Genomic DNA, 14,017 nt, shown 5'->3' on the forward strand with positions numbered 1-14,017 from the left:
AATCCAATGATGGGTCAGGAGAAAAAGGCCAAAATTTTAGTGGATCGCAACGGGCAAGGAGACTTCAAGGAGAGTATTTCCGTTCTCTTTAACCCTTCGGAATACAAGGTGGATGCTTCCAATAACTACTCGTGGCAAAAGATATTGGGGCAATCGGTACCAGTCGGGATGTACACGAGCGGTGATATCGAGACATTATCGGTCGACTTGTTTTTTGATACATACGAAGCGGGAGTGGATGTGCGTGCATTCACCAATCAGGTGCTGGGACTGATGACCGTAGAAAAGAAGATCAGTACGCCGCCGATCTGCAAATTCGTCTGGGACAGCTTTCAATTCACCGGTGTGGTCGAAAAGGTTTCGCAGCGGTTTACGATGTTTCTCGATCAAGGGACACCAGTACGAGCCACGTTAGGGGTCACCTTTAAAGGCACGAGTGTGAAAAAGTCCGCGGACGATATCGGAGCCGCAAAAGAAAAAGTCGCACAACAAACGGTCAACCAAGGAGACCAGCTGTATTTGATGGCGTATCGCTCGTACAGTGATGCATCGAAATGGCGAAACATTGCGAACGCCAATCAAATCGACAATCCCAGACTTCTAAAACCGGCTACTACCATGCATGTGCCACTTGTGAGGTGACGAAGGAATGAGCGAATTGAAATTGACGACAGACCGCCACTCCTTCGATGACCTACGCCAAACGTACAACAACTTTCATTCCCCAGCCTTGGAAATACTCGTTGGAGGGAAAAAGCTGATCAGCCAGGTAGGTGTCGCCATTACCAAAGCAACGATCAACTCCAGCTTGGACGGCAAAGCCGATACGTTCTCGTTTTCGGTAACCAATGCTTTTGATACGGCAGCGTGGGAATTTCGCTGGGCAGATGACTATTTGGTTCCTGGCAACGAAATCGAAATTCAGTTGGGCTACGGAACCGAGCTTTCGAGTCTCTTTTACGGGCATATTACAGCCGTTTCGTTTGCATGCGAGGAGACGCCTACTATTACGGTAAAAGGGATGGACAAATCGTTCCTGCTTATGGTGGATAACAAGTCTACCTCCTGGAATAAAAAGAAATACAGCGATGTCGTGAAAGAGCTGGGCCAAAAATACGGCTTGTCGACGCATGTGGATGATACGGTTCAGACAATCGAGACCATTACAAAGACGGTCTCCGAGACTGACTTTCAATTTTTAAATCGTCTCGCAAAAATTTGTAACTACGATTTTTTTATCGTCGGGAAGAACTTGTATTTCCGTAAGCCGCTGAGCAACATGACGCCGGTCCTCACCTTGATTTGGGGAGTTTCCTTGCGCAGCTTTTCCGTAGATGTCAACATTGCTTCCCAAGCTTCCTCCTATACGGTGCGATGGGTAGACAAGGACAAATCAACGGTGCTCCAGGAAGCAAAAGCAACGAGTACAGATATCGGGAAGCTCGGGACCAATTCGAAGACAAGCGCTGATCTGCTGAAAGCAATCGGTGATTATTTTGATAAATACGAGTCGACGAAAAAACTGGACTCACCTGAGGAAATAAAAGCGGTTGCCAAGGCACGCTTAAATCAACTCGCTATGAATCTTCTCGACGGAAACTGTGAGGCAGTCGGTCTGCCAGAAATTCGTGCTGGACGCTATATCAAGCTAGAGGGCCTTGGGAAAAAGCTGAGTCAGCCTTATTACATCACTTCGGTCACACATACCATCGATGTGGCATCTGGCTATGTCACTACGTTTCATGTGAAGGGAAATACGATATGAGCTTTGATCATTGGTTCTACCAGGATGAAATTACAGAAGAAGAACGGGCGAAAATCCACGGTGTCATTGTCGGCATTGTGACGAACAACGAAGACCCGGAAAAGCTTTCGCGAGTGAAGCTGAAGCTGCCTCTGATTGATAATGAGCGGGAGACGGACTGGGTGCGAATCGCCACGCTTTTTGCAGGAAAAGATCGAGGCAGTTTATTCATTCCAGAGGTAGGCGACGAGGTGCTGGTCGCGTTTCACTGGGGAGATGTACGCGAACCATTTGTAATCGGGATGCTCTGGAATCAGGAAAACAAAGGCCCGGAAATGGCGGAGAAAAACAACATCCGAAAAATCACGACCCGTGCAGGCCACGAAGTAATTTTTGGTGATGATCCGAATGACGGGAAGATCACGATTGCCACGAAAAAAGGACAACAGGTGGAGCTGTCGGACAAGGAGGAGAGTATTGTGCTCAAGGAGAGCAGTGGAAACAACCAAATCTCCATCAAAGGCGGCAGCACCAACGAAGTGACGGTGAAGAGCGGTTCAAGTACGATTACGTTGAATGCAAAAGGGCAAGTGACCATTCAGTCAGACACATCGCTGACAATCAAGTCCACTCAGCTGAATCTGGAGGCGCAGGGAGCCATGTCGATTAAAGCAGGAGCGTCCCTGAACATCAAATCTGACGGAATGGTTGCCGTCAACGGTTCGGTGATCAAATTGAATTAATTCATGGGAGGATTCCATGCAGCAGCCTTTCGGTGAAAAAGGATGGAAGTTCCCTATTCAAGTGGATCAGGCTACAGGCCGGATTCGTTTGTCCGACTACGAGGAGGACATCGCTGAAGCGATTCGCATCATTCTTTCTACAGCAAAGGGAGAGCGTGTGATGCGACCGAAATTCGGGAGCGGATTGCAAGGCTTCATGTTTGATGGCACGGACGGAACGAGTCTAGCTCTGCTCCAGTCGGACATCGCAGAAGCGATCATGATCTGGGAACCCCGTGTGCGGGATGTGCAGGTGGAGGCCAAGGTCGACAAGACTCATTCCGAAACGGTGAACGTTACGATCAGCTATACCGTTCGTGCGACAAACAAAGGCTATCAGCTGTTGTATCCTGTCCATCGTCTCGGTCCACGTGGATAGCGCAAGAGTCACAATCGTATGAAGAAAAAAGGAAGGGAGGTGGGTAATGTGAAGCCACCTTTGGTCGATCCGCGAGACATGCAGGCAGTCATCCGAAAAATGCGCGAAATGGTGCCATTCTACACCCCGGAGTGGCGCTTCACTCCAGAAGATCCTGATGCGGGTACGGCTTTATTTCTCCTTTTCGCAGACATGCTGATGAATAATCGTGAGCGTATGAATCAAGTGCCTGAGCGAAATTTTATCGCTTTTCTCAATATGCTCGGTGTCGGAATGGCCCAGGCACGACCAGCAGAAACCTTTTTGACATTTGAATTGAGTACTGGTGTGCAAAAGCCAGTGTGGATTCCGGCGGGCACAAAAGTTACGGGTAAGTCTGACGAAGGCGATGAAGTGGTTTTCGAAACAGATCAGCCAATGCTGGCTACCCCCTCTCTCCCAACAGATCTGTTGTTTTCCAATGGCAGTCGAGACTTTTTAACAGATGTAACGAGTTGGCTTGGAACAAATGCACCGCTCCCTCTCTTGGACTGCGAGGCTCTGCCTAATCATCAGGAGCATTGCTGGTATTTGGGGCATGAGGACTTGTTTTGTTTAGGAGATCGTGCTTCGATCCAGCTCACGATGGTTTCCAATCAGGAACGCTATCTGGAATCCTTGCTGACAGAGAAGCTGGCGAATCCAGAGCTGGTCGAGTGGACGTATCGGTCAGAGGGCGAATGGGTTTTGTTCGATCAAGTCGAGGCTGATCAAAATCGGCTGTGCTTGGAAAAAAAACAGCGGAAAAAATGGGAGTCTAGTGAAGTGCAAGGAATCGAAAATCGTTGGCTCCGTTGTAGAGTGAAGCCAGGCATGATTCATGAATGGATGAAAAATGGCGGAAGCCTTTCTCTGACCAAAATCCAGCTGAAGACGGATTATTTGCCAACAGATGATCCGGAGGGCCTTGCGCCAGACATGCTTTTCTCCAATGATGTACAGGTTTCTGGGAGTGGTTGCCTTGCGTTTGGCGAGCAGCTCGCACCGTATGGCATGTTTTTTTTGTCCTGTGAGGAGGCGTTGACGAAGCCTGGAAGTACGGTTGCCCTTCGTTTTCGGATGAAGACGGTGCCTTATCCCGCTACGCATCTGTCACAACCGGAACCGAAATGGAAATGGATCATGAAGGAATCTTCCTTTGACCCTCCTGCGACGACACCCGTCACGGTCAGCAAGGTGGTATGGGAATACTGGAACGGCAGTGGATGGATGGTGCTCCTGGCAGGAGAGGATCGGGAGAAGCTGTTTGCTGGCACGGATTCGGATGAAGAGATTGTGGTTACCTTTACGTGTCCAGATGATTTTCAGCCAACAACCGTCCAATCCCAGCATGGGTTTTGGATCCGCGTGCGAATTCTTCAGGTGGAAGGTTTATATGGCCCGAATCCTGTTTACATGGCCCCGTGGCTGGAAGACATGCGCCTGACCTATTCGTACCGAGAGTCTCTGCATGAGCCGGAAGCGATTCTCACACAGAACAACTTGGATTGGCAGCACCCTGTCCGTACTGGCAATCATCAGGCTAACTTCCAGCCGTTTTTGCCGTCCGAATGCTTGCCTCCCGCCGTCTACTTTGGATTTGAACAGCCGCCATTACAAGGACCGCTCTCTTTCTACTTTTCTTTTCTATCCATGGAAGAATCTACAGGGTCTGCTCCTGTAGTGCAATGGGAATACAAGCGCAAAGAAACAGGGACAACGTCCTGGGCCAAGCTGCAGACGATTGATCAGACCGCTGGTTTTACGGAAAGTGGTACCGTCCGTTTCGCTGGTCCTTTTGATATGGAAAAAAGCAAACTGTTTGAGCGGGAGCGTTATTGGATTCGCGCCGTCAACGTAGACAATCAGCTTGGAGGAGGCGCTCTGGATGCACGACATCCTGTGCTAAGCGGCTTTTATCCGAATACGATACGAGCGATTCAACAGGAGACGATTCGCAATGAAATGGCAGAGCGGATAGCAGAGGGGCCACAAGCCGCGTACAAACTCATTCGGCATCCCGCCATAGGCGAAGAGGTATGGGTAGATGAAACAGGCTTCTTTTCGCCGAGTGAACGAAAGAGCTGGCTAGAACATCCAAAAAATCGGGTGGAACTTCTCTATGATTCGGAAGGAAGCGAGCAAAAATGCTGGGTTCTGTGGAAGCGAGTAGAGCATCTGCACGATTCGGGCCCGGATGATCGCCATTACTGCTTGGAGAGCGCTACCGGAAAAATTTTGTTTGGCGATGGTCGACACGGTAGAGAGCTTCCACAAACCGGACTCGGTTCTGTGAGGGTGACGTATAACGTCGGAGGGGGAACGACAGGGAATCTTCCTACTGGGCAGTTGAATCAACTGGAACAATCGATTCCGTTTGTCCAAGCTGTCAGTAATCCGGTGCCTGCGATTGGGGGAAGTGATCGGGAGTTGCTGACGGAAGCCTTGCAGCGCGGTCCTCAAACTATCAAGCATCGCTATCGAGCGGTGACGGCTGAGGATTTCGAATGGCTCGTCCGTGAAGCGCATCCGGGGATAGCAAAGGTGAAGTGTTTACCGAATCGGGACAGCCGCCTGCAAAGAGAAGCAGGACATGTCACTGTGATCGTATTACCCGCAGCGGGATGCTTCGGCACACAATTTTTGGAGCTTCGGCGTTCTGTCACGAACTTCTTGCTTACACATGCGGCAGCGACGGTAGCCTCCCCCGAAAGGATTCATGTTAGGGAGCCTGTCTACTTGGAAATTGCGGTGACAGCAGAGCTGGCAGTGGGGTCTTTGGAGGAAATCGTTGGGGTGGAGCTGGAGACGCTCGGCAAGCTCGCACGATTCCTTGACCCGATATCGGGAAATTTGCACGGTGGGGGCTGGGAGATAGGACAACGCGTGCACCCGTCGCTCTTGTTTGCCTTGTTGAAATCCGTAAAGGGTGTCCGCTTTGTCGATCATCTGACCTTGGCTGTATTTCGAACAGAAAATGGGCAACGAAAGGAAATACTCGCTTCTGAATACGAAACGATCGTACATGGGATCGTCACAGAGGGTACGCATCGAATCAGCGTCCGCGCTCACGAAAGCCAGGCTTTCTACCTACCCAAACATTGAAAAAGGAAGTGTGCGCTATGCTTCCATCCAAGAATCTGGATGATCGCCACTTTGAAGAGATCCTAGAACAAGCAAAAAACGTGATCCCCAAGCTGCAGCCAGAGTGGGGTGATCACCGTCATCACGACCCGGGCATTACGCTTTTGGAGATGTTCGCGTGGTTGATGGAAATGCAGCAATACTATCTCAATCGGATAACGGAGAAGAATGAACGCAAATTTTTGCAGCTCATGGGTGTACACCCACAACATCAGTCATATGCGACGACTGATGTTACGTTTTCGATGTGTCAGAAGAAGCGATTCTTCCGGAGAAGACGAGATTGCTCGCGGGGAATCTTCCTTTCGAGACGGAACATTCGCTTGTTCTGGTACCTGCCAGCCTGGAGCGAGTTCTGGTTCATACAGAAAGCGGGACGGCGGATGTGAGTTCATCCAATGCGCATAACGGTGTTTCCTACTACGCATTTGGTCAGGAACCAAAGATAGAGAACAAGATTTACTTAGGCTTTGATCGGCCGCTGCCTGTAGGGAAGGCAGTTTCCATCGGATTGCGCCTGTTTGAGGACTATCCTGTTCCAATCGTCCCACTTACGCCCACATCCCTTTTCGTTCCATCGGCCAGTCTCGTTTGGGAGTACTATGGACAGAACGAGCGCACGCAAGGATTGGGATGGAGTCCGGTGCCACGAATCTCGGATGAAACGATGCATCTCTCCTTTTCGGGACGAGTCCTGATCGAGCTTGAAGGGGCAATGAAGCCAATCATGTTTTACCCCGCCAATGATCGGCCTCGATTTTGGCTCTGTGCGACATTGCGTGCAGGTCGATTCGAATTGGCTCCACGTATGGAAAAAATCGAGCTGAACACCGTGAGCGCCATCCAACGCGAAACGTTCAGTCAAGTGTGGGAATATGATGGAACGGGTCAAGTGGATCAGACGATCGTGCTTGCAAGCTCGCTATCGTATGAAGGCACAGTAGAGGTTCAATGCAAAAAGGGGCGTTTTTGGCAAAGTGGATGGGATCAAGATAAACCAGACCAAGCCGATACAGGTGTATTTTCGTATCGCGTTTCGCGTGACCCAGAACAGGGCTCGACGATGATTCGGTTTGAGAGTGCAATGCCTGAGGGCCGCAAAAATATTCGGGTCATCGCCTATCGGGGTGACTTTGCAGGTCAGCGATTCATTGGAGAAAGCAGTGGATTGCCACATCAAGTGTTTCGGCTGAATATCCAATCGATCTTGCCAGAAACGTTTGTCATTCAGGGGGCGCGTCAGGTCGAAGGCAGTCCGTTTCCCGTCTGGGAAGACTGGTCGCTGGTCACTGATTTTGACCGATCAGGACCACAGGACCGCCATTTTATGCTGAATGATTCGGACGGGGCAGAAATTGTGTTTGGCAACAATGAGCACGGAGCCATTCCCGAAAGGCTGGAAGGCATGGCGGGCATTCGGATCATATCATGTCAGACAGGCCAAGGTGCGAAGGGGAATGTACAGAGAGGCCAAATTACCCGATTCCTCCCGCTCGCCAGGCAGCGAACCACAGCGAAGGTGACGAATCCCCGTCCAGCCAGTGGGGGAAGCGAGCGCGAAACGATCGATCAAGCCAAACGCAGGATGAGAATGGAATGGAAAAAACCGCAGCGGGCCGTTACAGCAGAAGATTATGAGGCCATCGCGCTATCGACTCCCGGATTGCGAGTGGCCCGCGCGAAGGCAATCCCGCTGTATAAAGTAGGGGGAGTGGGGGCATCCGAGCAAAACGCAGCCGCTCAAATAACCGTCGTTATCGTCCCATTCAGCGCCCTGCCGACACCACTGCCAAGTGAAGGCTTTCTGCGGACCGTTCGCCACCAATTGGAACAGCGAAGGCTGCTGACGACAGAAGTCCATGTGACTGCTCCAGCCTATATCAAAGTGACCGTTTTCGCCACAATCGTGGTGGTGCCTGCGTTTGCAGACAAAGAGCAAATCGTGCTACAGGCACTGAAGCAATATTTGACGCCATTGAATGTCCAAGATTCTTCGGCTCAACAAGGAAAAGGATGGGAATTTGGTAGACCTGTTTATAAAAGCGATCTCTACGAGGTGTTAAACCAGATCGAGGGTGTGCTGTACGTGACGGATTTGTGGGTTTCCGCAGAGGGTACAGGCATCATCAGGGATGAAGGGGGAGATATTCAGATTCCGCTCCATGCGCTGGTGTACTCAGGAGAGCATGTTCTGGAGCTCGTTGTGGATAGAGAAAGATAGACGGGAACAAACGGAGGAATGGGCGTGGATACAATGAATCGTTTCTTTTCCCTGAACAATCCGTCCGATTGGCAGCGGGGAGCCTGGTATAACCTTCACGTCTCCAACGAGGGAATCGCGCTGAACAAATCGCCCGAATATGTGATCGATCATGTGCATCAGGCTGGGACGACACATCACTCTCGACTCTTAGATTTTGCCATTGCACGCGTTGGCTCGTTGCTTTGGTTGGATGAAAGCGGGCATATCACGCATTACGATGACAGCAATAACTTCAAGGAGACGGTGTTTCGCGCTGGACGGGGGCTGTTTTCCAAAGACTCGTTTCTTGTCGCTGACGATGAATATGTGTTCATCATCGACCCCGAAGCGAGGAGAAAAGTCGGAGCGTATTCCATAGCAAACGGCCAGTGCGTTTGGAGCTGGGAAGATGGGGAGGGACAGCGGCTTTTTCCTTTGGATGCAGGGCTGGATGAAGAAGGACGTCTTTACATCACGACACCTGTGGTCGCAGATCGAGACAACGAACGCAAGGAAATCGAGGTGGGAACACAAGTCGTCGTCCTTCGGCTGAATCGGGCAGGTAAGATAGACGCTACATACGCGCATGCCGAATTGAAAGTAACAGAGACAGCTACCCTTCGTGAGATCAGGCGTAGGAGGTTGTTTCGCCTGTCCGTTGCCGAATCGGGCATTGCCTATCTATTTTTGGCACAGTCGAATCAAGTGTTTCGGTTCACTTCGGAAGGCTCTGATGTGTGCACCCTAGCGATCCCGTCAGGAACCAAGCCCGCGGGATTTGCAGTGGGTCCAGGTCCCATTCTCTACGTGGGTGATAGTCGTTCCATCGATTCGGCTCATGATCATACCCGATTCATTTTGCGTTTTCAATCAACGGGAGAAGCACTTGCGCCATTAACCAACTACCATGGACGAGCAGACAAGCTCGTTTTTGACAAGCAGCAACGTTTGTATGTTTGGGACGCACAGAAAAATGTTCTGACCATGTTGCGGCTCGTCTCGCGGACGTCCAACCTGGATGCGACGGGAATACCGATGGGCATCTACTTCTCTCGTGCATGGGATAGCGCGGAATTTGAAACGGTGTGGCATAAATTCACGCTGGATGCAGACATACCGGAAGAAACGCAATTACTCATCTCGACGTTTTCTTCTGATCAAAAAGAGCATGTGATCCATGGAGCCGTGCACAACCTGGATGATTTTTTGCTGGCACCCGCCATGGACTGGAAAACCAAGCTGCAAAGGACGGCCAATCTATGGTCGGAGCCGGTAATCAACGCCTCAGATGCGTTGTTTCATTCAGCAAAAGGTCGTTATTTATGGCTCAAAATCGAATGGCTCGGTACTGACTGTCACTCCCCGTTGCTTAGGCAAATGCGGATTTACTCGCCGCGTGACACATTTTTGCGTTATCTACCAGCGACTTATCAAAGTGAACCTGCCAGTGCTGATTTTTTGGAGCGATTCCTATCCCTTTTCGGGACGTTTTACTTGGAGCTGGAGGAACAGATTGATACCATCTCGCGGTTGTTCGATCCTGATACGACACCTGGCGAATTTGTCCCTTGGCTCGCGTCCTGGTTAGGGATGGGCAGGGAAGAGCATTGGACAGAGGCGCAGCGTCGGGAGTTGATTCGTCGTGCGCCGGAACTGTACGCAGAGCGGGGCACTCGTGCGGGCTTGGAAAAAATGGTGGAGCTGTATACCGGGGAGCGCCCAATGATCGTGGAGTATTTTCAAATTAGGGACATGAAGGCGATCCCTGAGCTGCACGAGCTGATCTCTTCCTTGTACATGGATCATCCGTATCAATTTTGCCTGATCGTTTCACAGGAATGCGCGAAAACAGAGCGGGAGCAGTCGGTTCTGCAAAAGATTTTGGAAGATCAAAAGCCTGCTTTTACAGAGGCGAAGCTCATCGTTCTGCGCCCGGGCATCTACGCCGACCTCCATAGCTACGTGGGGATTAATTCTTATTTGACGGAGCCATCGTTCCTTACGCTTGATCAAAATTTATCCATGCCATACAACACCGTGCTAAGCGGGAAGGACCGCAGCAGACGAATCGATTATGACACGAGGATTGGCCTGGATGCAGAGCTGGAGTAAGAAGCCTAGATTTTTACCCCAAGTGAGGTGTTCGAGATGAAGAATCTGCGTTATTTTCCACATGAACGAAATGTGTATTTCAAAGGGAAGCTGTTGACCGTCAGAGATTTCGAATCAGAACAGCGCTATTTCAATGACAAACGTCGACTCACCAATCGGTTACTTCACGGGGGTGGAGTAGTATGCGGTTTGCAGGTGATCGCTGTGGACGAAAAGCAGATTTCGGTCGAGGCTGGAGTCGCTCTCGATTATCTCGGGAGAGAAATTGTACTTCCTGAGCCTGTGAAGTTGAAGCTGTCCATGATGGAAGGCTTTAGTAACAACGATTACGCGAAAAATGTGTACGTCTGCTTGGCCTATGATGAAAAAGGCAAAGAACAGGTCTTCTCCGTCTCCGAAACTGTCGAGCAGGAAATGGCTGAATACAACCGAGTGGCAGAAGGATATCGGCTTTTTATCAAAGAGGAGGCACCACATCCTGCTTCCATCGAAGGGGTGCAACTGGTAGAGCAAAGAGTGCTGCTATTTGCAGATCCACAGGTGCGCATCTGGCAGTCGACTCCCCGATACGTCAACCCGGGTGAAGTATTTACCTTGCAGTTACACATTGAGAAAACGGTACAAACCTCACGCGTGCAATTCCAATACAAGCTGGATGCACCAGGGCTGACAGTCTTGGAGAGCAGTGATAGTAGTGTATCCTTCTTAGAGCCTGTTGACGCGAAAGAGACGGATTACGTCATCTCCATTCCGATCAAAGCTGGCTGGGATCGTGGAACGGTGGAGCTGGCTGTGCTGGGTGGCAAGGCAGAGGTCCGACTCGGCGATCGCTTGGTGCATACCGATCTCGTTTCTGTAGGAAAAATTGAAATCACGCCAGACGATCTGGTAGAGCGGCTCGTGTCCGATTATTACAGTCGCAAGCTGGATCAGGTGACCCATGCGAACGAACAGCCTTTTCTTTATTTGGCAAAAGTATGCTTGCTGCAAATGAATGCGACCTATGTCATTGAGAAGGTTGTTCCTGTTCCGTTTGGTGAGTACGTGTATACACCAGCGCTTTTGCAAAAGCTTGCGTTGCGTGCGCAGAAGGGGAAGCCGGTCGAGCAAGGGTCCCATGCGGATTCCTTCCGGGTGACCACGCGCGTGAAAGAAATTGCGGCAGGCGATAAGCCGCAGTTTGATGTCAGCTACGATAATCTGGCGTCCGTCTACCAGTTAGAGCTTGGTCTGCCCCGGCCCGGAAAGGCAAATGAACAAGTAGCATCTGGCGTGGTGGAAATACCGATTGAGCCATATTCGTCCAACTGGCCGTTTGGAGTCAAGATCGGCAATCGTTATTTTTCTGAGGAGCTCAAGCACTCCCTCGGAAAAGGGAATGTGTATGTCAGTGCAGGAATCGAGGATTTACATGCAGATGTGATCGATGAGTTGCTTTCCCAACATGAGCAAGTGCTGTACGGGCATAGTAGTGTTTTTGATGATTCGGAGTATGCGACAGATGCAGCGCATTTTGCCGTAGGAGTCATCGTTTATCCGCAGAAAGGAACGTTTCGGATCGGCGTTCAGGTAAAGGGACCTGTTCAGACAGATCGGGTAAGGATTAGGTGGTGGGCGATCAAACCGTTGAGAGCTGGGACAGAGGACGTGGCGCATCAAGATTCACAAGAGTAGCAAGGTTTGCTTCATTCTGTATTTATGCTACACTTTCTTAATGTAAGTACATATCAGCGTTAGACGGGAGGAGATCCAATGGCAACACATATCACAGATCATTCCGTTTTGAACAACGGGGTGAAGATGCCTTGGCTGGGTCTGGGTGTCTGGAAGGCAAAAGACGGAAACGAAACGTTGGCCGTCCGTTCCGCGATTGAGGCGGGCTATCGCAGTATAGACACGGCAGCCATCTACGGTAACGAAGCCGGTGTAGGCGAAGGAATCCGTCAAGCCGGGATTGATCGCGATCAATTGTTCATCACGACCAAGGTGTGGAATGCGGATCAAGGCTACGAGTCAACGCTGAAGGCTTTTGATGAAAGTATGAAAAAACTGGGTATCGATACGCTGGATTTGTACCTGATTCACTGGCCAGTAAAAGGCAAGTACATCGATACATGGAGGGCCTTGGAAAAGCTGTACCGCGATGGATATGTTCGTGCGATTGGCGTCAGTAATTTTCATAGTCACCACCTCGAGGATTTGCGCCAACATAGCGAGATCATTCCGGTTGTCAACCAAGTCGAGTATCATCCCTTGCTTACCCAAAAAGAATTGCATGCATATTGCAAAGAGCACCACATTCAACTAGAAGCATGGAGCCCGTTGATGCAAGGCAATCTCGATCACCCTCTCTTAGTAGAATTGGGACAAAAATATGGCAAGTCTCCTGCACAAATTGTGCTTCGCTGGGATTTGGAAAACCAAGTGGTCACGATTCCGAAGTCGATCACACCAGAGCGGATTCTCCAGAACGCAGATGTTTTTGACTTCTCCCTCAGTACAGAGGATGTAGAAAAAATTACTGCCTTGAATGACAACAAGCGGTTTGGGCCAGATCCAGATCATTTTGATTTTTAAATAGACAATGATAACGCATAAAAGGGGAGCCGCAACAGGTCGGCTACCCTTTTTTCATTCCTGACTTTGAGCGGACCTCGGATTTGCTCTTTACTATGCTTTATTTTTTCGTATACTGAAAAGTAGCAAATTCGTTTCATCAGACGAAACGATCGGAACAAAGTAGGAAGCAGGTGTCAAACACTTATGGAAGAAGAACAAAAAGCAAACGTTCGGGCAGTCGATCGGGCTTTGGATATCCTGCTCTGTTTTACGGACGCTACGGATCTGGGCCTGAGCGAGATAGCGAGTCGACTCTCCTTGCATAAAAGTACCGTGCATCGTTTGCTGGCAACGCTGGAGAACAAAGGGTTTCTGATACGTGATGTTCAGACGGAGAAGTATCGACTTGGGTTTCGGGTTTGGGAGTTATCCGCCAATTTGTCGCAAAACGATGATCCAGCGATATTGCTGCTGCCGGAGATGGAGCGATTGCGGGACTTGGTAGAGGAAACGATCAGTCTGTACGTGCGGGATGGAAACGAGCGGATACGCGTACAGGCAGTCCAAAGCAAGCAGCCGATTCGCAGGGTGGCGCCAATCGGAGCGCGTATGCCACTCACGGTGGGAGCATCCAGCAAAGTACTTGTGGCATACGCCGAGCCTTTCATTTTACAGGAAGTCATCAGCGACCCGAATTGGCCTGACTATGTGAACAAGGAATCTTTCATTGAGCAATTGGATCAAATCAGGAAGCAAGGCTTCGCGACTAGCGTGGAGGAACGGGAGCTGGGGACAGCAGCCGTAGCCGTCCCGATATTCAACCGCAACGGACAATTGGTAGCGTCTATTGCGGCGTCGGGTCCTTCTAACCGCCTGACTCCTGAAAAAATGAGCCAATACGCGCCTTACATCATGGAAGCGGCCTATCGGATGGGAAAAATGATGAAATAACGGAGAAGCCAGTCAAAACACGAAGAAAATGTGTGAAGTGACCCCATAAAGTTGGACACGTATTATATTTAAGCAATCTGAAGGGT

11 protein-coding genes are annotated in these 14,017 nt (G+C 50.2%); all 11 read left to right on the plus strand.

From position 1 onward, the window contains the following. Positions 1-6: 6 nt before the first annotated feature. A complete protein-coding gene (locus ACQ5DJ_RS17105; RefSeq protein WP_429843533.1) occupies positions 7-642 on the plus strand; it encodes a CIS tube protein in 636 nt (211 codons plus the stop codon). Between the two features lie 7 nt (positions 643-649). Continuing rightward, positions 650-1,765, plus strand: coding sequence for a phage late control D family protein (locus ACQ5DJ_RS17110; RefSeq protein ID WP_429843534.1), 1,116 nt, complete (start codon positions 650-652; stop codon positions 1,763-1,765). Further along, entirely contained in the window at positions 1,762-2,487 is a 726-nt protein-coding gene (locus ACQ5DJ_RS17115; protein ID WP_429843535.1) for a phage baseplate assembly protein V, read from the plus strand. The genes ACQ5DJ_RS17110 and ACQ5DJ_RS17115 overlap by 4 nt, the downstream gene beginning before the upstream one ends. A gap of 16 nt (positions 2,488-2,503) precedes the next feature. Next, positions 2,504-2,905, plus strand: a complete 402-nt coding sequence (locus tag ACQ5DJ_RS17120) for a GPW/gp25 family protein (RefSeq protein ID WP_429843536.1) — start codon at positions 2,504-2,506, stop codon at positions 2,903-2,905. Between the two features lie 48 nt (positions 2,906-2,953). Continuing rightward, positions 2,954-6,028, plus strand: coding sequence for a putative baseplate assembly protein (locus ACQ5DJ_RS17125; RefSeq protein WP_429843537.1), 3,075 nt, complete (start codon positions 2,954-2,956; stop codon positions 6,026-6,028). Positions 6,029-6,045: 17 nt separating this feature from the next. Continuing rightward, positions 6,046-6,456 carry a hypothetical protein gene (locus ACQ5DJ_RS17130; RefSeq protein WP_429843538.1) on the plus strand — a complete coding sequence of 137 codons (411 nt, stop codon included), beginning with the start codon at positions 6,046-6,048 and terminating at the stop codon, positions 6,454-6,456. Next, positions 6,453-8,288, plus strand: coding sequence for a putative baseplate assembly protein (locus ACQ5DJ_RS17135; RefSeq protein WP_429843539.1), 1,836 nt, complete (start codon positions 6,453-6,455; stop codon positions 8,286-8,288). Before ACQ5DJ_RS17130 ends, ACQ5DJ_RS17135 begins: the two co-directional genes overlap by 4 nt. An 18-nt stretch (positions 8,289-8,306) precedes the next feature. Beyond that, positions 8,307-10,421 (plus strand): phage tail protein, encoded by a 2,115-nt coding sequence (locus ACQ5DJ_RS17140; protein WP_429843540.1) that lies wholly within the window; start codon positions 8,307-8,309, stop codon positions 10,419-10,421. A 36-nt stretch (positions 10,422-10,457) separates the two neighbouring features. Continuing rightward, positions 10,458-12,095, plus strand: coding sequence for a hypothetical protein (locus ACQ5DJ_RS17145; RefSeq protein WP_429843541.1), 1,638 nt, complete (start codon positions 10,458-10,460; stop codon positions 12,093-12,095). A gap of 78 nt (positions 12,096-12,173) precedes the next feature. Next, positions 12,174-12,998, plus strand: coding sequence for an aldo/keto reductase (locus ACQ5DJ_RS17150; RefSeq protein WP_429843542.1), 825 nt, complete (start codon positions 12,174-12,176; stop codon positions 12,996-12,998). Between the two features lie 186 nt (positions 12,999-13,184). After that, entirely contained in the window at positions 13,185-13,931 is a 747-nt protein-coding gene (locus tag ACQ5DJ_RS17155) for an IclR family transcriptional regulator (RefSeq protein ID WP_017250488.1), read from the plus strand. The last annotated feature ends 86 nt before the right edge of the window (positions 13,932-14,017 follow it).

Origin of the sequence: Brevibacillus sp. FIR094 (assembly GCF_050477165.1) — a bacterium.
GTDB lineage: Bacteria > Bacillota > Bacilli > Brevibacillales > Brevibacillaceae > Brevibacillus.

What these genes read in the sequence shown, in the direction of transcription:
- ACQ5DJ_RS17150 (WP_429843542.1), top strand. Translation starts at nt 12,174, where the DNA reads ATGGCAACACATATCACAGATCATTCCGTTTTGAACAACGGGGTGAAG.
- ACQ5DJ_RS17120 (WP_429843536.1), top strand. Translation starts at nt 2,504, where the DNA reads ATGCAGCAGCCTTTCGGTGAAAAAGGATGGAAGTTCCCTATTCAAGTG.
- ACQ5DJ_RS17115 (WP_429843535.1), top strand. Translation starts at nt 1,762, where the DNA reads ATGAGCTTTGATCATTGGTTCTACCAGGATGAAATTACAGAAGAAGAA.
- ACQ5DJ_RS17130 (WP_429843538.1), top strand. Translation starts at nt 6,046, where the DNA reads ATGCTTCCATCCAAGAATCTGGATGATCGCCACTTTGAAGAGATCCTA.
- ACQ5DJ_RS17155 (WP_017250488.1), top strand. Translation starts at nt 13,185, where the DNA reads ATGGAAGAAGAACAAAAAGCAAACGTTCGGGCAGTCGATCGGGCTTTG.
- ACQ5DJ_RS17105 (WP_429843533.1), top strand. Translation starts at nt 7, where the DNA reads ATGATGGGTCAGGAGAAAAAGGCCAAAATTTTAGTGGATCGCAACGGG.
- ACQ5DJ_RS17110 (WP_429843534.1), top strand. Translation starts at nt 650, where the DNA reads ATGAGCGAATTGAAATTGACGACAGACCGCCACTCCTTCGATGACCTA.
- ACQ5DJ_RS17145 (WP_429843541.1), top strand. Translation starts at nt 10,458, where the DNA reads ATGAAGAATCTGCGTTATTTTCCACATGAACGAAATGTGTATTTCAAA.
- ACQ5DJ_RS17140 (WP_429843540.1), top strand. Translation starts at nt 8,307, where the DNA reads ATGGGCGTGGATACAATGAATCGTTTCTTTTCCCTGAACAATCCGTCC.